Source organism: Pedobacter chitinilyticus (assembly GCF_003313385.1).
In the GTDB taxonomy this organism is placed as follows: domain Bacteria; phylum Bacteroidota; class Bacteroidia; order Sphingobacteriales; family Sphingobacteriaceae; genus Pedobacter; species Pedobacter chitinilyticus.
The window spans coordinates 195,526-214,820 of sequence record NZ_QMHN01000005.1; the positions used below are offsets into that span (position 1 = coordinate 195,526).

Here is a 19,295-nt window from a genome sequence, read left to right on the forward strand (position 1 = left end):
TTTTATTTTAGAAATACACGTTCATATAACTTTGCAGCGCATTAGCAATTTTCCCTGCAAAACCAGGTCTTGTGCTATCGTTGGTCCTAACACTCGAATTGAATTCTAGCTGGAAGCCAGAGATTGTGCCTCCATGTTTAGAGCCATGTCGTGAGGTATTATATCCCCCATCAAAATATTTGCCATCCGTGAAAATGGCCGTATCTCCTGGCAGCGGATAAGTATTGCTTGGTGTCACCATGTAGCCTAGTTGGGCATTAAGCAGGCTGCCAAAAGCGTTGGTGCCTTTAATCAAACTAGTGTGCGTAATGCCGTTGCCCACCATTGCCCTAACACTCGATTGGCTGGTTAAGTTACCTAAGGTGTTGGTGTAGGTGGCAAGTTGGTATTTGGTGAGCATGTAGCCTACTTCAGTTCTTTCTGGCGTATGTACCTGTCCATGGATGTCAATAAATAATCCAGAGGCGTAGCTGGCATTAATGGTTGCTTTGGCAGCGTCAATATATTCATGGAATTTGTCCCAGGCAGGTCCAGCATAAATGCCTCCTTGCGTTGCTACTTCTCGTCGTCTGTTGGCATCAAGTTTTGAGCGATGAAGGTGGTTAATGATCAGGTGAGGCCTTTTGCCCGTTTTAATACGAACCGAATCGGCAATGGCGATCGCCAGTTCCTTGGTTTTAGTGTCTGCCAGGTCAGAGAAGCTGGTGTCGGTGCTGTACTGGTCGTAAGGTAAAGTGCCATAGGTGTAAGTCTCCGTCCGGTCTTTCATAAATGCAGGTCTAGTTCCACCGCCATGCGGCGCAGCGATGATTAACCTAGAATCCGCATCGCCAGCAATGTATTCAATCGCAAGAAAAGTGGAAGTGCCATTGGTTACCCTATACTGATAGCTTACGCCAGGAGTGTAGGTAGTTAAGGTAGTCATTTGCCCTTCAGTACTCGAAACAAGCTTTTCGGCTTGAGCGTTTGCTAAATCAGCTTCATTCTGTTTAGCGCACGAAAAAACTGTAAGCCCCATTACGGCAGCTACAGCCAGCATTTTTAAGTTTCTTTTCATTGTTTTTTAAGTTTTAAGTTCTTATAGATGACTGGTTTTAAGGATGAAAGGACCGAGTTTGACCGATGATTAATGATACGCTAAATATTTTTTGTGGAAAACTAATATTAAATTATTTTTCTGTAAATCAGTTTGTTATGAAGGTTTTGAGAAATCCTAAAACCTCAGGTTTTATGCCTTTGCACGCTGTTTTAAAAAGCTTTTTCTTTGATAAATTTTACACATAAACTTTATGAAAAATATCAGAAAACGCTTTGCCCCATTGTTAACCCTAGGACTTAATAAAAAGTTGTTGGATGGTATTCTTATCCGTTAATTGAATTGATCCATGCACAATAAAAGCACAACCTCTAAAACCAGCACCTATTTGTTCGCACTTTTTACGGTGTTCGCACTTTTGACTTCCTGTAAGAAGGAGTATGAAACCACTGAAGAACTAGATAATAGAAACATTAAAAGCTATAAAGATGTCCATTCTAGTTTAACATTTACAGATGTAGACGGCTATAGCTATGGTATTACGGACCCTGGAATAGGTAGTACACTCATAAATACCGATTCTGTTTTTTATTCTTATACCTTTAAATCTACTTCAGGTAAGGTTTATTATCAGACAAGTGATATCTCTATTTCAGGAACTTTTTTAGGATACACGGACCGTTTTGCGATTGGAAATTCCGTTTATACTTTTAAACCCATTAGGGAAGTTTTAGGAAGATTAAAAAGAGGTGGGAAAGCAGTGCTTCTTTTACCTTCACGAATGGCTTTTGGTAAAAATGGATTAAGTAATTTCGGGATAGGTTCAAATGAAACCATTGTGGTGGAGTTAGGCTTGTATAGCTTTGAGAAAAGACACCAGGTTGATGCTTTCGAGATACAAACCTTCATTACCAAAAACAACCTAACTTTTAATACGGATCCGTCTGGCATAAAATATAACTTGATCACTATGGGTACTGGGGCTGAATTAGTGAGTCCGACCACTACTTTTGTTTGTAATTATACTGGCAAGTATTTAGATGGAACCATTTTTGAAAAAGGGACTTCTCAAACTGACATATTAAGCTCATTTGTCAAAGGTTGGGAAGTTTTAATAGGTAGAATTTCTGCAGGCGGAAAGATAAGGATCATCGTTCCTTCCCACTTAGGGTACAGAAATACCTCAGATCCTAATACGGTATATTATCCATTAAGGCATCTATATGCTAGCGACAAAGTGTTGGACTACGATATAGAAATTATTAGTGTAACCAAAGACTAATATTTAGTGCTTTAATAACTTTCTAGAACATTAGTCCCTGTTGAGAGACAAAAGATTTCTATGCTTCAATAACCCCATCGATCAACTGTCAATTTGTTAAATTTGGTTAAAAATTGTAGCATCGGGTTTAAAAGTTTATTTTTGCTAAATGAAGTTAAACATAAAGTGTTTACTCATGTTTTTTTTGGCGGTTGTAACGCTAAGTTCATGTAGTAAAGACGATTATAATGCAGAGGAACAAGCGAAGAAGGATGACGCCCTAATTGTTGATTTTATTGCCAAAAACAATATCCAAGCAACAAAACACAGTTCAGGGTTATACTACCAAATTATCACCCCAGGGACAGGAGCTAGCGTAACGGCCGCCTCTACAGTTGGCGTTAATTATGTAGGTAAATTTTTAAATGGTTCTCAATTTGAAAAATCAGAGGCGATCGTGACCTTTCCTTTAGATCAAGTAATACAAGGATGGACTATTGGCGTACCTTTGATTAAGGTGGGTGGCCGTATTCGTTTGATTATTCCTTCTGGTTTGGCTTATGGCAATAGAGCCCAAGGGCCGATTGCTAAAAATACTGTTTTAGATTTTACTATTGATTTGATTCATGCACAATAAGAACTTAATGTATAAAACCTTTACTTATTTGGTAGTGCTTTTTATGGTGCTAACACTTTTTACTTCATGCAAAAAAGAGTATGAAAAAATAGAAGATATTGATGAAACGCAAATAAAAAATTATATCTCTAAAAATAACTTGCAGAATGTAAAGTCTGACCCTTCTGGTTTTTACTATCAAATTACAGAACCAGGAACAGGAGATTTATTTACTAATACCGATTTTGTGCTTTATGATGTTACGGTTAAATCATTAATGAATGGGACGCAATACCTTCAATCCCCAACTTACGCCAATTTAGGCAATTATGTTGGGTACCTGAATTCGTTTTTTAACAGTTCGCTATCTACTTCGATTTATTATAATATACCTGCGATAAGAACAGCTGTTTTATCTTTGAAACCTGGTGGAAGTGCAAGGATATTATTGCCTTCCTATTTAGCTTTTGGTAAAAATGGAGCAGGTCCCATTCCTTCGAATGAAATAATAGACTTATATATTAAAACAAGTGCTTTTAGAAAGCAAGACGAATTAGATGACGATAAAATCATTAAATTTTTAGCCGCTAACCAGATTACAGCAATTAAGCATTCGTCAGGAGTTTATTATCAAGAGATAACTCAGGGTACTGGAACAGATGTTATTGATGAGCATTCTAGTTTAGTGGTAAAATATTCGGGACGATTCTTGGATGGAACGCAATTTGATAGCAGTGATTCGTACACGGCAAAATTGCTTGAGGTAGTGAAAGGTTGGGGAGAAGTTTTGCCGCTATTTAAGAAGGGCTCAAAAGTGAGGATTTTTATTCCCTCTGGATTAGGATATGGAACTTCTGGTTATGGCTCTGTACCTCCAAATGCTGTACTTGATTTCACAATAGAAATTACTAATGTTACAAATAGTTAAAAATATTAAAGCCAGCAATTAGCTGGCTTTTTCGTTTAATGCTTTCTTATAACTTTCTAATGCTCTATTGCGAGCAAACTCATGATTTACAATAGGAATAGGAGCGATCGCTTTTTGATATTCAGGAGCCCATTTAAACACATATTCCATTTTAGGGTCGAACTTTTTGAGCTGTAGTTCGGGATTAAATACCCTAAAATAAGGGGCTGCATCATTACCGCTACCGCAGGCCCATTGCCAACCGCCCACATTGCTGGCCTGTTCGTAATCCAAAAGTTTTTCGGCAAAATAGGCTTCACCCCAACGCCAATCAATGAGCAAATGTTTGCATAAAAAGCTAGCTACCACCATGCGCACACGATTGTGCATAAAGCCTGTGTTGTTCAGTTCTCGCATGCCTGCATCTACTAAAGGATAACCCGTTTCGCCCTTGCACCAAAGTTCAAATTCTTTTTCATTATTGCGCCAATTGATTTTGTCGTAATCAGGTTTAAAGGAGCTGTTAACGGTTTCGGGGAAATGCCATAAAATCATCATGTAAAACTCCCGCCACGCCAATTCAGATACCCATTTGTCGGCCTTTTGAGAGAGTGCTTCACCCACTACTTTTCTGATACTTACTGTGCCAAAACGCAAGTGCAAGCTAAGTTTGGTAGTGGCATTTTTGGCTGGATAATCTCTGTATTTTTCATAACCATCTAATTTTTCCTTAAAGTTGATAGATGGAAACTTAACTCCACTTGTAGAAAAGCCCATATCTTCCAAAGAAGGAAAATGGAATGCTTTTTCAGCAGAAACTTGATATAAGTTCTTAAAATATTTGGCCGTAGGATAGGGCTTTAAATAAAAAGGATTGAGCTTGAGCTGCCATTGCTTATAATAAGGAGTAAAAACAGTATAAGGGCTGCCATCTCCTTTTTTAACTTCATCTTTTTCAAAAATTACCTGGTCCTTATAGGTATGAAAGGCGATGTCATTTTGTTTTAGCAAATCGGCTATCTCTTCGTCCCTTTTTCTCGCATAAGGTTCATAGTCATGATTGGTGTAAACCGTCCGCACGTTAAATTCAATAATGATTTCTTCCCATGCCTTTTGTGGCGTTTGGAATTTAACCAGCAAGCAAGAGCCTTTATCTACCAGTTGTTGATTGATTTTTGTTAATTGCTGATGGATAAAATCTACTCTTGCATCCTTTTTATTTTCTAGTAGATCTAAAATGTTGAGGTCGAAGATGAAAACAACGAGTACGGGGCAACCTGATTTAAGGGCGTGATACAGGGCGGCATGGTCTTCTAATCTTAAATCTCTTCTCAGCCAGCAAATGCTGATGGCTTGTGCATTATTTTCTTTGCTCATAAATAGCGGTCAAGGCATTTTCGAGGGTCAAATATCTGAATTGAAAGCCAGTATTCAATATTTTTTGAGCAGAGGTATTATTGCTGATTAGAGGCAGGATACTCATCTCTCCCAAAATCAATTTTAAAACAAACTTGGGAACATTTACTGGCCAAACAGGTCTGTGTAAAGCTTTGGCTAGTGCTTTGGTGAAAGTGGTGTTTGTAACGGGCGAAGGCGCTGTAGCGTTGTAGGCATCAAATAACAAAGTATCTTCAATTGCTTTAAGGTAGATGTTTACCAAATCATCCATATGTATCCAAGGCATCCACTGTTTGCCAGTACCTAGTGCCGCACCTACAAAATTTTTCACTGGTTTTTCCATGGTAGCTAATGCGCCACCTTTTTCACTCAATACAATGCCTGTTCTCAGCTTTACTACCCTAATTCCTAAAGCGATGCCTTGATCAGCGGCTTTTTCCCAAAGAATACAGCACTCAGCCAAAAAATCGTTGCCAGGCAAACTTTCTTCATCTAAAACCTCATCGGCTCTGTCGCCATAATAACCTACGCCCGAAGCAGAGAGATAAGTTTCTACAGGTGCGTTAGTTTCTTTAATGGCTTTAAAAAGCAGCTCGGTAGATTTTACCCTGCTATCAATAATCTGTTGTTTGCGTTGCTGGCTCCATGGTTTGTCGGCAATGCCTTCTCCCGCTAAATTAATCACGGTATCAATCCCGTTAAAGGCATCCTTATCAATCTGTTGCTGATCAACATCCCACAGAAAAACTTTGACTCCTGCTTTCTGCGTAGGTTTCCTCACTAAAATACTTACCTGATGTCCTTTTGCCTGCAGCTGTGCAACCAACTCTTGGCCTATTAAGCCAGTGGCACCTGCAATGAGAATGTTTTTTGCCATATCAAATAAACCCTAAATTAGGGAATTAGTTTTTGTTGGCAAGCCAATTAAGGATATAATCTGCTGTATTTTTCCAGTTAGAAAGGCCTAGCACAAAATGATTGTTGCCTTCAAACTCTTTAAAATCGGTGATAGATTGCTCGTTTTTATATTTTTTGTAATTGCTGTAGTTTAAGGAAGCGGGCATAACGTTGTCTGTTGAGCCAGCAACGAAAAGTAGAGGTGCGTGAGCTTTTTTGAAATCAATTTTTGCTGCACTGCTTAATCCATCTCTTGAAATTCTTTTAGATTCTGGAATGACATTTTCATCATAAGCTTTTTGTTGTTCTTCCAAAGGCATGCCATTGGTAAAAGCATATTGCCATTGAGGGAAAGACATTAAGAAAGTTTTATTTGGCGAAGTGAAAAATCCCAATGGCCCCCAAGTAGCTTTAAAGAAAGAAAATTTAGTGGTAATTACGCCTTGTGGTGGTACAGAATGAATAGCCACAGCCGCCTCTGCCAAACCACGTTGAACTAATAGTTGGGTAATTAAGCCGCCCATAGAGTGGCCTACAATAATTGGTTTTTCAGGCAAGGTTTTAATGATGTTCTCGAAATAATCTACTACTTGGCTTAGTCTTAATGAGGCAATATTTTGATCTGGATATTTTTGTCTCAGTTCTGCTGCGGTACCTTCTTTAAAAAGCCAAGCTGGAGCAAGGGTGGTGTAGCCTTGTTCTTCGAAATATTTTTGCCAAGCGGTCCATCCTAAGTGGCTTACAAAATTACCTGTTACAAATAGTACGGTTTTAGAGTTGATAGTTTTCATCGTTTTTTGAATTTGTTTTAAATTGAACAAGTCAAAATTCCGCACAAAAACTGTCAATAATTTTAACCCAGGTTAAAATCGTTATTTGCTTACCATTCTTTTTCTAATTCTACTTAATGACGGGCCTTGAATGCCTAAATAAGAAGCAATATGATATAATGGGATATGATTGGCCAATTGTGGATGAGCTTCGGTTAAATCTTTATAGCGCTGTTCGGGTGTGTTAAAAATAAAATCTTCCGTTCTGGTCATGGCTAGGTTAAAAGCTTTCTCTGCAATGAGCCGTCCAAAATGTTCCCACTGGTGTGATTGCTGATAAAGTTTCTCCAAATTTGCATAGCTAATATAGAGCACGCTCGCAGCCGTCATCGATTCAGTGTGATAATTACAAGGTGCTTGGTTAACGAAACTTTTATAAGAAACAATAATTTGTTGGGGCGAAAAGAAAAAGATGTTCTTCTCCTCTCCAGTCTCCTCGTTTACATAATAGGTGCGAAAAATACCATCAATGATAAATCCTAAGTTTTTGCAGACGTTTTTATATTCGTTGTAAAACTCACCTTTCTGATAATTCCTTGGCTGCCAGTATTCACGCGAAAGATCAAAGTTCTCTTCATCTATTCCTGCAAATGCCAGTAAAGCATGTTTAAGCATCACCATTTGTTCCATAGTTAAATATAGCTAAATGGAATAAATTTGATGCTGGTTTTACTTTTTTGTATATTTCTTAAAGAAATCGATGATCGTTTGGTTCGCGTTTCGTGGGTATTCATGCCCACCGCTGTGCAAAAAAATGATGACATCGTTTCCATCTTTACCAGCGTATAAAGTGGCATTACTATCTAATTTTGTTCCTTCCTTACTACAGCCGTTTACTAATAATACTTTATTGTAAGTTGCTTTTTGCATGAATGGTTTTACCAAGGGGTCTGCTTCGCCCATTAAATGCAGAGCAGGTTTAGGGGTTAAGTCGCCTCTTAATTTTCCAGCTGCGGTAGCGGTTGGCGCAAAGGCGGCAAACTCGTTGGCTCTTGTTGCCCACAGCAAATAAGTAAAGCCACCGCCGTTGGAGTGTCCTGTGGCATAAATACGATTGTTGTCAACTTTGTAGTCGGCTTTAAGCGTTTTAAGCATGGCATCAAAAAACTGTAAGTCTCTATTCTTATCAGCTTCAACATTCATCACCCAACCACTTTTTTTACCTTCTGGGTCGGTAAGCAAACCTGGCGTATTTAATCCTTGCGGACAAATGAAAATGGCTTCTGGCCAAAGCTTTTCAAAACTTCTAGTTCTGTACATGTTGAGCATGGTGCCGCCGTGGCCATGAAAAGCAAAAATAACTGGAGTTGATTTGTTTTTGGCGGCGGCAGGAATATAAACGAGTGCTTTTCTGGTCTCGCCATTAATGTTCCATTCCATTGTTTTTGGACTACTCTCTTGAGCTACTGCCGATAACAGCGAGGAGAACATGAACAATGCCAATAACTGGATCTTAAGATAATGTTTTGCTTGCATATCCGATAGAGTGGTGTTTTGAAGCAAGGTTTAACTTCCTTGGTAAAAAATATATTAAAAATGCCGAAATAGCTTTGGATAGCTGTTTTTGTCTAAACAATAGCCAATTAAAAGCGTTAATTTTACGAGACACAATTTGGGTTATGGAGAAAGTTTTAGTTACACGTAGAATTAGCGAAAATGCTTTGGAATTGATTAGAAATGAAGGTTATGGTCTTAGCATTTATACTGAAAACAAAGATTTAACGCCCGCTGAGCTTATTAAAATGTGTGAGGGACATGTTGGATTACTAAGTGTGGGACCTAATAAAATCGACGAACATTTTCTCAGCTCTTGTAAACATTTAAAAGGCATTGCATTAATGAGCGTTGGCTACGATAAGGTTGATGTTAACGCCGCCACTAAACATGGCATGCCTATCAGTAATACGCCCGACGTATTGAGTGAAGCTACAGCAGATACGGCTTTCTTGTTAATGCTTTCTGTAGCGAGAAAAGCCTTCTATATGCATAAAACCATTGAGCGTGGCGAGTGGGGATTTTTTGATCCCATGAAAAACCTAGGACAAGAACTTTACGGTAAAACCCTTGGTGTATTGGGTTTAGGCAGGATAGGATTGGAGCTTGCCAAAAAAGCAAAAGCAGCATACGGAATGAAGGTGATTTACCATAACAGAAGTAAAAACAAAAATGCAGAGGAATTATTAAACGCTACTTATGTATCTTTTGATGACTTACTGAAACGAAGCGATGTGCTTTCGGTGCATGTGAATTTAACGGAAGAAACTAAAGGCATGTTCAATCTCACAGCGTTTGAAAAAATGAAGCCCAATGCCATCTTTATCAATACTGCACGTGGGGCTATTCACAATGAAAAGGATTTAATGACAGTACTACAAAATAAAACTATTTGGGGTGCTGGTTTAGATGTGACTAACCCCGAACCTATGGATAGAAACAATCCCCTATTAAATATGGAGAATGTATGTATACTGCCGCATATAGGCTCTGCTACTGAAGAAACCAGAGAAAAAATGGCAATAATGGCAGCCCAAAATATCATTAAAGCTTTAAAGGGCGAGCAAATGCCACAGGTAATTAACCCCGAAGTGTATCAAAAAGGGTTAGAGTGACAATGAGGGTTTAAACGATGTGGCTAATGTTAGGAGCTATTGCTATATCCCCCTCTCTTTGAGGGGATAGGGAGGGATAATATTATTGCTAATTGTTCAACTTCCCTCTTAATCTCCTCCGAAGTTTCGGAGCAGGCTCTTCAAAGGGAGACATGGTTACTACAATTATTTGCTGATCTGCCAGCACAATTTGTTAGAGTTTGTTAAAATTTCAAAAAGATATTCCGAAAAGCTTTATTTTTATTTCATGATTGTTTCTATAAAGAATGAGCACTTGGTGGTAGATTTTTCTACCAAAGGCGCAGAACTTCAACGTATCATGGGAACCGATAGTGAGGTAAACTATATGTGGAGTGGTGACGCGAAGTTTTGGGGGAAGTTTAGTCCAGTGCTATTTCCGATTGTAGGAGCGTTTAAAGATAATACCTATTTCTACCAAGGCAAATCCTATCATTTATCAAGGCATGGTTTTGCCCGTGATATGGAATTTTCTTATGAAAAATTAAATACTACGGAGATTGCTTTTAAGCTAAGACATAATGAAGAAACCTTAAAAAACTATCCTTTTGAATTTGAACTCACCCTTAAATACCGGCTTCAGGGAGCTAGCTTACAATGCGCTTATCAGGTTTCAAACCCAAGTAATCAACCACTTTTGTTTTCTATTGGTGGGCATCCCGCCTTTGCGGCACCTTTGCACAATGAAGGGGTTTATACCGATTATTATCTGCAGTTTGATAATGATGACGAGCTTACTTTTCATCACATTGTAGATAACCTGGTTTTAGATGAAACCACGACGTTAAAGCTTAGCGATAAGATTTTACCTTTAAAGCATGAGCTCTTTTATGAGGATGCGCTGGTTTTTAAAAGTCTGAAAAGTAAACATATCCGACTGCTCAATAATAAAAATTATAATGGCTTAAATTTTCATTTCGAAGGATTTCCTTACTTTGGAATTTGGGCGGCCAAAGATGCGAATTTTGTATGTTTGGAACCTTGGTGTGGCATAGCCGATGGTGTTAACCACAACCAGCAGTTAGCAGATAAAGAAGGGATGGAAAAGTTGCAGAGTGGAGAAAGCTGGGAACGAAGCTGGGAAATTTGTTGTTTTTAATGGGCATCATATTTAGTGTTTAAGATTGCTTCGTAAACTCTTGATGAAGAGCTTATGAAACAGTCCCTTAATTTTAACTTTGAAATAATCGATTTGACTACCAGAAGAGATTTCCTAAAACAAGCCAGTTTATTGTCGGGAGCTACGGCATTATCCACGATGTTTCCAGAGGCTATCCAGCGAGCTTTAGCCATTAACCCTACATTGGGCAGTACTTTTTATGATGCGGAGCATATCGTTTTTCTGATGCAGGAAAACCGATCGTTTGATCACATGTTTGGTGCCATGAAAGGAGTGCGTGGTTTTAATGACCCTCATCCGCATATTTTGCCCAACCAAGATAAAGTTTGGGTGCAGCGTGATGCCAAAGGAAATGCGTATACACCTTTTCATGTAGATATTCATAAAACCAAAATTACTTGGCAGGGAGGTTTGGCGCATTCGTGGCCCGATCAAATAGCCGCCAGAAATAATGGAAAATATGACCATTGGATTCCAGCAAAATCAGCCATGTGCCTGGCTCACTATAAAAGACATGATTTGCCTTTTTATTATGCCATGGCCGATGCTTTTACCATTTGCGATCATCATTTTTGTTCGTCTTTAACAGGAACCACCCCCAACAGATTATTCTTTTGGACGGGCAATGTACGTCCACATCCCAACGACAAAACAACCAAGGCAGTAGTGAACAACTCACAAGCCGAATCGCATACAGGCCGTTTTGTAGATTGGCCTACCTTCCCTGAATTATTGGAAGATAATGGGGTTGATTGGCGTGTGTACCAAAACGAGATTTGGACAGCTAAACTTCCGTCTGAAACCGATGATTGGTTAGGGAACTATGGCGATAATGCCTTGGAATATGTAAAGCGGCATCAAGTAAAATTATCAGCTTATTTCAGAAAGAATGGCGACAAAACGGTTACTCCAAATCTTTCGGCGGAAGAAGTGCTTAAAAAATACAATCGTTTAACACAGCGTGAGAAAAATCTAATTGATAAAGCGTTTACCACTAATGTTAACGCTGCCGATTATTTAGATTTGGCTCCCCATACTTATAAAAATGAACAAGGTGAGCAAGAAACTTTGAATGTGCCTAAGGGCGATATTTTTTATCAGTTTAGAAAAGACGTTAAAGAAGGGAAATTGCCTACGGTTTCGTGGTTGGTGGCTCCTCAGCGCTTTTCTGAACACACCAGTTCGCCTTTATACGGCATTTGGTATGTATCGGAAGCTTTAAATATATTGACTGAAAACCCTGAAATATGGAAGAAGACCATTTTTATTGTCAACTACGATGAAAATGATGGTTATTATGACCATATGCCACCATTTGTAGTGCCAAAACCTGATACTTTGGCCAGCGGGAAGGTTTCTGAGGGTATCGATACTGCCTCGGATTATGAAGCCAACGAAGGTAGCCCCATTGGTTTAGGTTATCGTGTACCCATGATTGTAGCCTCGCCATGGAGCAGGGGTGGCTATGTGAATTCGCAGGTTTTTGACCATACCAGTACCTTAATGTTTTTGGAGGATTTCCTAAAGCATAAAACTGGAAAGCAACTAAAGAGCGAACAAATTAGTACTTGGCGGAGGGCCGTTTGTGGGAATTTAACCTCCATATTTAGGCCTTATAAAGGTGAGAAGCTCAAATATCCAAATGTGTTGGAACGCAATCAGGTGATTGATCATATTCAAAAGGTAAAGAACAAGCCTCAACAACGCATTCCGTTTCCGTTAAAGGAAGATGAGATAGCCAAGATCAATCGACACCATGCTTTTGAAGATGGCGTATCGGCCTTGATGGCCAAACAGGAAAAAGGTACGAAGCCTGCTTGCGCTTTACCGTATCATTTAAGGGTTGACGCCCGTTTAAATGAAACCAAAACAAGTGTCGTTCTTGATTTTATTACCGACGAGCAAAGCGTTGGCGCACCTTTTAATGTTTCGGCTTTAAATACCTACAGTGGTGAACAAGGTCGCAACTGGTACATTGGCGTAAAAGCAAATGATCACATAGAGGACAATTGGGAAATAGATGCTTTTGCACAAGGTCGTTATGACTTATCGGTACATGGGCCAAATGGTTTTTATCGTAGGTTTATGGGTAGCAAAGCTGATCCTGATTTGTTGCTTACCGCAATGCCGGAGTTGCAGGATAATTCAAAAAAATATTCAGGGAATTTGCAGTTGCTTTTGGAAAACAAAAGCAACCAAACCATGGAAGTATTGATTGTTAATGATGTGTATAAAGCCAATAACAAGACCATCAAAGTTGATGCAGGTGCCAAAAAAATAGTATCACTTAACTTGAAGAAATACCATCATTGGTACAATTTCAAGGTGAAGGTAAATGGGTTTGATGACTACCAAAAACATTATGCTGGCCACATTGAAACTGGGATGGATAGTATTACTGATCCTTATATGGGCGGGGTATTGTAAAGTTTTGTTTTATGCCGAAATAGATTTTCGGAAAGTTATTAAGAACCTATGGTTGGTGTTATCACCAACCATTAGAAAGATAAACCGGTACGGTGATAACACTGACCAGAGAGGGAAATGTCGTCATTTCGACCGCAGCGCAGCGAGCGGAGAAATCTTTTAACAATGCAGATTAAGCTGCAACAAAGGTTGAAAATAGGCCTTCGGAACACTGAAAGTGATGTTAGAACTATGTTTGGTGTTATCCCCAGCCTTTAGAAAGATAAACTGGTACGGTGATAACGCCGATCGTGAGGGGAAGGTCGTCATTTCGACCGCAGCGCAGCGAGTGGAGAAATCTTTGTACAATGTAAATTAAGCCGAATCAAAGCTCGAAATAGATCTTCGAAACACTGAAAGCTATGTTAAACCTTTGAACTTTAAAAGATTTCTCGACTACGCTCTAAATGACGATCTTTTGTGGTCTCTGAATGCTCCAGTCTTAAGCCAGAAGTAAGAAATTAACCGTCAAAGTTTACATTAAAACCTGCTTATTAAAAATGACACGTGTGTCGTTACCAAATCACACGCGTGTCGTTGGGTAATACCTAGCGTGTCATCACTAAACGACACACGTGCTAATGAGCGATGACACACGTGTCGTTTGACAACAGCACGCTTGCTTTATATTTCAAAGATTTCTCCACTCGCTGCGCTGCGATCGAAATGACGATCTTTTTATAGCCCGTCAATATTCCGAAATAATACAGAAGATTGCTTTTTAAAAAAATATCAGCTTAGATTTCGTCCTATGGTTGGTGTTATCACCAATCATCAAAAGGTAGGCTGGTAAGGGGATACGCTAACTAAATGAGAAATCGAAAATCCGAAGGATTTCAATGGTCGTAGAGAAAAAATGTGAGCGAGAGCATGCGACTCTGTAGGAGTCGTACCAAAGGTGATAAGCTGGTTTTTATAAATATTTGACCTCTTAGAGGTCTTGAAAATCTAAAACTATACACAAATTTTAGGTTTTTTGCTCATTGAACCCAAGTTTTTAAACCCGATTGAAACGAACACGATCCTGATGTTAAATCAGGAGAGTAAAGTGGAAAGCGGGACTAATGCTACCTAAGGATTACTAAATATTGCTTTTCAAAAATATAAATATTCAAAAATTATTTTTTATAGCATTGATTTGTAGTGTTTTATAAATAAAATTTACTTTTTTTAAAATTCACGTAGGGGTACATTTCTTTCTTGTTGTCTCATTTTTAAATAAGACATAAATGAAAGCGTTAAACTTTACCAATCAATTTAATCAAATAAAAAAAGCAACCTACCTAGGGATTACTTTTTTAGGCTTAGCCTTCCAAACCAATGCACAAGAGGCAAAAACAACCAAAGCTCATTTTGGGCTCATTTATCCATTAAGCACTAACGGTACACACGCACCTTTAGATACCAATAATTTATCTATCCATTTACTAGCGGGCATTTCTTCGGTAGAAAAAGGCTTTTCATATGCCGGTTTAAGCAATGTAGTACGTAACGAGAGCTATGGGGTGCAAATTGCTGGTTTCTCTAACCATATCGGTAAACAAACCAATGGCGCATTATTCGCTGGGTTTTTAAATACCTATCGTTCGGCAAAAGGTAGCCAATTTGCTGGTTTTGCCAACTTAGCTCAAAAGAATGTGGAGGGAGCGCAGTTTGCTGGTTTCATTAATACCACGGGCGGCGACATGAAAGGCGTGCAGTTCGCAGGGTTTTCTAATATTGCCAGAAATATATCGGCATCACAGTTTGCTGGTTTTATGAATGTGGCTAAAGATGTAAACGGTAGCCAGTTTGCTGGGTTCATTAACATTGCCAAAAAGGTGAAAGGCGCCCAAGTAGCGGGATTCATCAATATTGCCGAAACGAGCGATAACCCAATCGGGATCATCAACATCATCAAAAACGGAGAAAAAAGCATCGCTGCAACCATTGACGAGAGTCAGACGTCTATGTTAACGTTCAGGTCTGGGGGAAAAAACATGTACGGAATTATTGGAGTGGGCTACAACCTTAAAAACAAAGATGAGGTTTATGCTTTTGAGGCTGGTTTGGGAGCTCATTTCTTTAAATCGAAATATTTTAGGCTAAATATGGAGTTAACGCAAACGATTTTGGAAAGCTTTGAAAAGGGCGAATACTTTAAGGGTACTTTTAGGTTATTGCCAGCCGTAAAAGTAGCTCCTTGGTTGGAGATTTTTGGAGGTCCATCCATCAATTTCGTAAGTACCAATACGGTAGAGGGAAAAGCCTTGCACCCAGAAAGTGATGATTTGGTGATCCGTACCTGGAACCGTAAAAACTCAGATTTTAAACAGTCACTGCATATTGGTTACCAAGCAGGTTTACAATTTGTTTTTTAAAGATTTCACACACACACAAATAAATGAAACATATGAAAAAAGTAATCGCAATCGTGTTAGGCTTAGTCTTCGTTATTTACTTTTCGGCGTGTAAAAAGGATCGATTAACGGCGAATGGAAACATTGTTGCTGAAACGAGAAACTTGGGACAGTTTACGGGAATCAGTTCTAGCGGTGCCACACCTGTAGAGGTAAAATATGGAACCGAATTTAATGTGGTGGTAAAAGGTTCCAGCAATATTGTTCCGCATTACACCACCAGGATCGTGAACAACGTACTGCACATTGGTTTTGAAGGGGTAAACGTAAGGCGGGATGATGTAGAAGTGATCCTGACCATGCCTACCTTGAATAGGATAGATTTAAGTGGTAGCACCGAGGTCGAAATAGAAGGAAACTTCCCTGTAATTGCCAATTTGAATGTCTCCGTGAGCGGATCAGGAAAAGTAGAGGCGGATCATGCCCTACATATAGATAACGTAAAGGTTGATATTTCGGGCTCTGGAACCGTAGATTTTGAAGATGTCACCAGTAAAACTGCTGATGCTGATATTTCTGGTAGCGGAAGTTTGAGACTTCAGGTGCAAGACAGAATCAAGGCAAAGATAAGCGGGAGTGGTAAAGTTTATTACAAAGGTAGCCCAGTAATCCAACAAGACATTAGCGGATCTGGCAAACTGATCAAGTTCTAATTTAAATTTAAGTTTTATGGCTGGCCAATCATTTTGGCAAGCTTTTGGGTCCAATTTTGGCGCTCATAAGCTTGCCCTGGAAGATCTATACCTATTGCAAAGCAGCACACCCAATCTTATTACCTATGCTTTGCCTTTTGTAGCGGTGTTTACGGTACTGGAGTTTGTGCTTGGAAAAATATTTAAGCACGAAGATTATACCCATGATGAATTGAAAGGATCGCTATGGGTGGGTTTGGGCAACTTGCTCGTAAATCTTTTCCTGAAATCAGGATTGTTTATAGGTGCTGTTTGGCTGTATAACCTTTTACCTTGGCGCATGGAATTTGGCTGGTGGAGCTTGGTGCCTTGCTTTTTGATTTATGATTTTTGCAGCTATTGGTCGCATCGCATTTCCCATTTTAACCGCTTCTTTTGGGCGTCGCACGTGGTACACCACTCTGCAGAACATTACAATTTAACGGTAGCTTTTAGACAAAGTTGGGTACAACATGTTAAGGTGGTGTTTTTTATTCCAGTGGCGCTGTTCGGTTTTCATCCTGTAATTTTTATGGTAGCCAGTCAAATGAGTACGCTTTATCAATTTTGGGTACATACCGAAACTATTGGCAAGCTTCATCCTTGGATAGAAAAATATTTTGGTACGCCATCTAACCACAGAGTACATCACGGTAGCCAAGAAAAATACATTGATAAAAATTTCGGAGCCACGTTCATGATCTGGGACCATTTATTTGGAACGTTTCAGTACGAAGAAGAAAAACCCAAATACGGGCTTACGACTCCACTTACGGAAAAGAGTAATCCTTTCGTGCTTAATTTTCATGAGTACAGGGCCATTGCTGAAGATGTTAGGCAAAGCGATGGCCTAAAGGAAATGCTTTTCTTTTTATTTGCCAGCCCCGCAAAGGTTTATCGGTATAAAGCGGAACAGCAACCCAAAAGCCATAAGCAATACAAGCTTGCCCGCTTTTTAAAAGGAACTATTTTAGGAATGTTTTTGCTTTTAGTGGCGCAATTGTTATTGGCCCAGCCTCCCTTGCCCGAACCGAAGTTGAAAAATATGTTGTTCTTTTTACAACGTACACCTGACGCCAACACCGTAGTTTATCAATTGAATTTAGAAAAAGATGGCCGCTTAAACGAAAAATCTCCTGTAAAAGCTTCGTGGATCAGGTATGAAGAAAATGGAGTGGTTAAGGAACTATCAGGTATTGAAAGGAAATTTGCCTACGGCGTAAAATGTAAAGCTTTGGGCAACGAAGCTTATGAAGTCCGTTTGGTTTCCTACAAAAAGCTGCCCATGTATTTGTTGAAATCGCCAACCGACCAACAGTATCGTCTCTACATTAAAGAAGAAGGAAAGGACCTGCTTTTAAAACGAGTTTTTGTAAAAGTAGAGGGTGGAAGTTTTTGGTTCCCCAAAGTGCAGTACATTGATTTATTTACCATTGATAGCGAGAATGGGGCGCAAATTTTGAAACGGATTAATTTGTTAACCAATGGTTAATTGTGTAGCTGAAATCAAACCGATATATTTGAACTATCCAAACGTGAATATAGCCGTACAAACATATAACGACGCTGCTTTTGAGCAGCTTTTTAAGTCTCATTACAAGGCTCTGCACAGTTATGCCAACATGCTCTTAAAAGATCTTGATGCCGCCGAAGAAGTGGTGCAGTCGATGTTTTTAAAGTTATGGGAAAAAAGGCATTTGCTAGATGTGCAGACATCTATTAAAGCATACTTGTATAAATGTGTGTATAACGATAGTCTTAACCTCATGAAGCATGAGCAGGTTAAAAATAAGTACCAAGATTTTAGCCTGCATACCATGAATACCGAACATGAGGCAGCATCTAACAAGGTAGAGCTTTCGGAATTGCAAAGACAATTGCAGCACGCCTTAAATGCTTTGCCAGAACAGTGTAGAATCATTTTTCAAATGAGCCGTTTTGAGGAATTGAAATATAAGGAGATTGCCGAACGATTAGGTATTTCTATCAAAACCGTAGAAAATCAAATGGGCAAGGCCCTTAAAATTTTACGCCTCAAGTTAGTTGATTTTTTAGTGCTGGTACTACTGGGACTGGCCAATTATAATGATTATTTAAATTAAGCGAAGCGATATGAATGATGAGATCTTGATAAAGTTTCTGCTTAAAGAAACCACGTTAGAAGAAACCAAACAGGTACAGGATTGGATTGCCGATAGTGCCGAAAATGCAACCTATTACCAACAACTAGAACGGATATGGAGTGAAAGTGCGGACTTAGCTCCTGCCGATACTGTTGATGAAGAAGTAGCTTGGCAGAAATTTAAGCAACGGGTAGAAGGAAAAGCCGCTTTTCCTGTGGTGAAAAAAATAAGGCCCAATGCCATTTGGCTGCGCATAGCTGCCGTTTTTGTGTTTTGCTTTGGTGCTTGGCTAGCCTATCAGCAGTTTGGAAATACTTACACCGACGTACAAAGCAATGCACAAGTATTAAATAAAGCTTTGCCAGATGGCAGTCAGTTGGTGCTCAATAAAAACACCAATATCAGTTATATTACTGATTTTAAAACCGACAGAAAAGTAGAGCTGATTAGTGGTGAGGTGTTTTTTGATGTAGCGCATGACCGTGCTCACCCTTTTGTGATTGCTATTAATAAAGTGAAAGTGGAAGTGGTAGGTACTTCTTTCAACATTAAACGGCTACAAAATGGTGTAGAAGTAATTGTAGAGAGTGGCATTGTAAAGGTAGATAAAGATGGTCAGCAATTAATGCTTACCAAAGGCGAGCGTGCGACGCTGTTGGATCATGAGGAAAAACTGGAGAAAAAACCTGTGGAGGATGAATTGTACAACTATTATCGCACCCAACTTTTTGTGACCAACAATACGCCTTTGCCTAAGGTAATTAGTGTACTGAATGAAGCTTATGGTGGCAATATCTCTTTAAGTGAGGGAGCAAAGGCTTTGGGTATTTCTACAACTTTACCTTTTAAATACACTTTGGAAGATAACTTGAAGACCATTTGTAGTACCTTGAATCTGAAAATGCAGCGTAACGGCGATGAAATTTTGCTGTCTAAAAAGTAGA

Annotated in this window: 18 protein-coding genes; 12 read left to right on the plus strand and 6 right to left on the minus strand. The window is 39.2% G+C overall.

Annotation, left to right across the window (positions count from 1 at the left end):
* Nucleotides 1-7: 7 nt before the first annotated feature.
* Nucleotides 8-1,057, minus strand: coding sequence for a hypothetical protein (locus DUT70_RS15785; RefSeq protein WP_113648327.1), 1,050 nt, complete (start codon nucleotides 1,055-1,057; stop codon nucleotides 8-10).
* 328 nt (nucleotides 1,058-1,385) lie between these two features.
* On the opposite strand from DUT70_RS15785, the gene DUT70_RS15790 reads away from it, so the two are divergent.
* The 3 genes from DUT70_RS15790 to DUT70_RS15800 all read left to right on the plus strand — a co-directional run bounded on the left by DUT70_RS15790 (nucleotide 1,386) and on the right by DUT70_RS15800 (nucleotide 3,841).
* A complete protein-coding gene (locus DUT70_RS15790) occupies nucleotides 1,386-2,318 on the plus strand; it encodes an FKBP-type peptidyl-prolyl cis-trans isomerase (RefSeq protein ID WP_113648328.1) in 933 nt (310 codons plus the stop codon).
* 148 nt (nucleotides 2,319-2,466) lie between these two features.
* Nucleotides 2,467-2,934 (plus strand): FKBP-type peptidyl-prolyl cis-trans isomerase, encoded by a 468-nt coding sequence (locus tag DUT70_RS15795; RefSeq protein WP_240432138.1) that lies wholly within the window; start codon nucleotides 2,467-2,469, stop codon nucleotides 2,932-2,934.
* 7 nt (nucleotides 2,935-2,941) lie between these two features.
* Entirely contained in the window at nucleotides 2,942-3,841 is a 900-nt protein-coding gene (locus DUT70_RS15800; protein WP_162926640.1) for an FKBP-type peptidyl-prolyl cis-trans isomerase, read from the plus strand.
* An 18-nt stretch (nucleotides 3,842-3,859) separates the two neighbouring features.
* Here DUT70_RS15800 and DUT70_RS15805 read toward each other — a convergent pair whose 3' ends face one another.
* From DUT70_RS15805 to DUT70_RS15825, 5 genes are all read right to left on the minus strand, one after another.
* The gene (locus tag DUT70_RS15805; RefSeq protein ID WP_113648331.1) at nucleotides 3,860-5,197 is read right to left on the minus strand and encodes a cryptochrome/photolyase family protein; all 1,338 of its coding nucleotides are present in this window, start codon (nucleotides 5,195-5,197) and stop codon (nucleotides 3,860-3,862) included.
* A complete protein-coding gene (locus DUT70_RS15810) occupies nucleotides 5,181-6,095 on the minus strand; it encodes a TIGR01777 family oxidoreductase (RefSeq protein ID WP_113648332.1) in 915 nt (304 codons plus the stop codon). Before DUT70_RS15810 ends, DUT70_RS15805 begins: the two co-directional genes overlap by 17 nt.
* Nucleotides 6,096-6,120: 25 nt before the next feature.
* Entirely contained in the window at nucleotides 6,121-6,906 is a 786-nt protein-coding gene (locus DUT70_RS15815) for an alpha/beta hydrolase (RefSeq protein WP_113648333.1), read from the minus strand.
* An 81-nt stretch (nucleotides 6,907-6,987) separates the two neighbouring features.
* Nucleotides 6,988-7,575 carry a Crp/Fnr family transcriptional regulator gene (locus DUT70_RS15820; RefSeq protein WP_113648334.1) on the minus strand — a complete coding sequence of 196 codons (588 nt, stop codon included), beginning with the start codon at nucleotides 7,573-7,575 and terminating at the stop codon, nucleotides 6,988-6,990.
* A 39-nt stretch (nucleotides 7,576-7,614) separates the two neighbouring features.
* A complete protein-coding gene (locus DUT70_RS15825) occupies nucleotides 7,615-8,421 on the minus strand; it encodes an alpha/beta hydrolase family esterase (protein WP_113648335.1) in 807 nt (268 codons plus the stop codon).
* Between the two features lie 143 nt (nucleotides 8,422-8,564).
* Here DUT70_RS15825 and DUT70_RS15830 point away from each other — a divergent pair, with 143 nt between their 5' ends.
* From DUT70_RS15830 to DUT70_RS15865, 9 genes are all read left to right on the plus strand, one after another.
* Complete coding sequence (locus DUT70_RS15830) at nucleotides 8,565-9,554, plus strand: 2-hydroxyacid dehydrogenase (protein ID WP_113648336.1); 990 nt, start codon at nucleotides 8,565-8,567, stop codon at nucleotides 9,552-9,554.
* A 247-nt stretch (nucleotides 9,555-9,801) separates the two neighbouring features.
* Nucleotides 9,802-10,671, plus strand: a complete 870-nt coding sequence (locus tag DUT70_RS15835) for an aldose 1-epimerase family protein (protein ID WP_113648528.1) — start codon at nucleotides 9,802-9,804, stop codon at nucleotides 10,669-10,671.
* A gap of 54 nt (nucleotides 10,672-10,725) precedes the next feature.
* A complete protein-coding gene (locus DUT70_RS15840) occupies nucleotides 10,726-13,119 on the plus strand; it encodes a phosphocholine-specific phospholipase C (protein WP_240432139.1) in 2,394 nt (797 codons plus the stop codon).
* A 220-nt stretch (nucleotides 13,120-13,339) separates the two neighbouring features.
* Nucleotides 13,340-13,477, plus strand: a complete 138-nt coding sequence (locus DUT70_RS21350) for a hypothetical protein (protein ID WP_205529816.1) — start codon at nucleotides 13,340-13,342, stop codon at nucleotides 13,475-13,477.
* 910 nt (nucleotides 13,478-14,387) lie between these two features.
* Nucleotides 14,388-15,518, plus strand: coding sequence for a hypothetical protein (locus DUT70_RS15845; protein WP_113648337.1), 1,131 nt, complete (start codon nucleotides 14,388-14,390; stop codon nucleotides 15,516-15,518).
* Between the two features lie 32 nt (nucleotides 15,519-15,550).
* Complete coding sequence (locus DUT70_RS15850; RefSeq protein ID WP_162926641.1) at nucleotides 15,551-16,210, plus strand: head GIN domain-containing protein; 660 nt, start codon at nucleotides 15,551-15,553, stop codon at nucleotides 16,208-16,210.
* A gap of 16 nt (nucleotides 16,211-16,226) precedes the next feature.
* The gene (locus DUT70_RS21210; RefSeq protein WP_162926642.1) at nucleotides 16,227-17,720 is read left to right on the plus strand and encodes a DUF4833 domain-containing protein; all 1,494 of its coding nucleotides are present in this window, start codon (nucleotides 16,227-16,229) and stop codon (nucleotides 17,718-17,720) included.
* Nucleotides 17,713-18,330 carry an RNA polymerase sigma-70 factor gene (locus tag DUT70_RS15860; protein ID WP_113648339.1) on the plus strand — a complete coding sequence of 206 codons (618 nt, stop codon included), beginning with the start codon at nucleotides 17,713-17,715 and terminating at the stop codon, nucleotides 18,328-18,330. The genes DUT70_RS21210 and DUT70_RS15860 overlap by 8 nt, the downstream gene beginning before the upstream one ends.
* Nucleotides 18,331-18,340: 10 nt before the next feature.
* The gene (locus DUT70_RS15865) at nucleotides 18,341-19,294 is read left to right on the plus strand and encodes a FecR family protein (protein WP_113648340.1); all 954 of its coding nucleotides are present in this window, start codon (nucleotides 18,341-18,343) and stop codon (nucleotides 19,292-19,294) included.
* Nucleotide 19,295 lies beyond the last annotated feature (1 nt).

Excerpts from the sequence above, each read along its gene's own strand:
- DUT70_RS15785 (WP_113648327.1), bottom strand. The coding sequence starts at position 1,057 with ATGAAAAGAAACTTAAAAATGCTGGCTGTAGCTGCCGTAATGGGGCTT.
- DUT70_RS15790 (WP_113648328.1), top strand. The coding sequence starts at position 1,386 with ATGCACAATAAAAGCACAACCTCTAAAACCAGCACCTATTTGTTCGCA.
- DUT70_RS15795 (WP_240432138.1), top strand. The coding sequence starts at position 2,467 with ATGAAGTTAAACATAAAGTGTTTACTCATGTTTTTTTTGGCGGTTGTA.
- DUT70_RS15800 (WP_162926640.1), top strand. The coding sequence starts at position 2,942 with ATGTATAAAACCTTTACTTATTTGGTAGTGCTTTTTATGGTGCTAACA.
- DUT70_RS15805 (WP_113648331.1), bottom strand. The coding sequence starts at position 5,197 with ATGAGCAAAGAAAATAATGCACAAGCCATCAGCATTTGCTGGCTGAGA.
- DUT70_RS15810 (WP_113648332.1), bottom strand. The coding sequence starts at position 6,095 with ATGGCAAAAAACATTCTCATTGCAGGTGCCACTGGCTTAATAGGCCAA.
- DUT70_RS15815 (WP_113648333.1), bottom strand. The coding sequence starts at position 6,906 with ATGAAAACTATCAACTCTAAAACCGTACTATTTGTAACAGGTAATTTT.
- DUT70_RS15820 (WP_113648334.1), bottom strand. The coding sequence starts at position 7,575 with ATGGAACAAATGGTGATGCTTAAACATGCTTTACTGGCATTTGCAGGA.
- DUT70_RS15825 (WP_113648335.1), bottom strand. The coding sequence starts at position 8,421 with ATGCAAGCAAAACATTATCTTAAGATCCAGTTATTGGCATTGTTCATG.
- DUT70_RS15830 (WP_113648336.1), top strand. The coding sequence starts at position 8,565 with ATGGAGAAAGTTTTAGTTACACGTAGAATTAGCGAAAATGCTTTGGAA.
- DUT70_RS15835 (WP_113648528.1), top strand. The coding sequence starts at position 9,802 with ATGATTGTTTCTATAAAGAATGAGCACTTGGTGGTAGATTTTTCTACC.
- DUT70_RS15840 (WP_240432139.1), top strand. The coding sequence starts at position 10,726 with ATGAAACAGTCCCTTAATTTTAACTTTGAAATAATCGATTTGACTACC.
- DUT70_RS21350 (WP_205529816.1), top strand. The coding sequence starts at position 13,340 with ATGTTAGAACTATGTTTGGTGTTATCCCCAGCCTTTAGAAAGATAAAC.
- DUT70_RS15845 (WP_113648337.1), top strand. The coding sequence starts at position 14,388 with ATGAAAGCGTTAAACTTTACCAATCAATTTAATCAAATAAAAAAAGCA.
- DUT70_RS15850 (WP_162926641.1), top strand. The coding sequence starts at position 15,551 with ATGAAAAAAGTAATCGCAATCGTGTTAGGCTTAGTCTTCGTTATTTAC.
- DUT70_RS21210 (WP_162926642.1), top strand. The coding sequence starts at position 16,227 with ATGGCTGGCCAATCATTTTGGCAAGCTTTTGGGTCCAATTTTGGCGCT.
- DUT70_RS15860 (WP_113648339.1), top strand. The coding sequence starts at position 17,713 with ATGGTTAATTGTGTAGCTGAAATCAAACCGATATATTTGAACTATCCA.
- DUT70_RS15865 (WP_113648340.1), top strand. The coding sequence starts at position 18,341 with ATGAATGATGAGATCTTGATAAAGTTTCTGCTTAAAGAAACCACGTTA.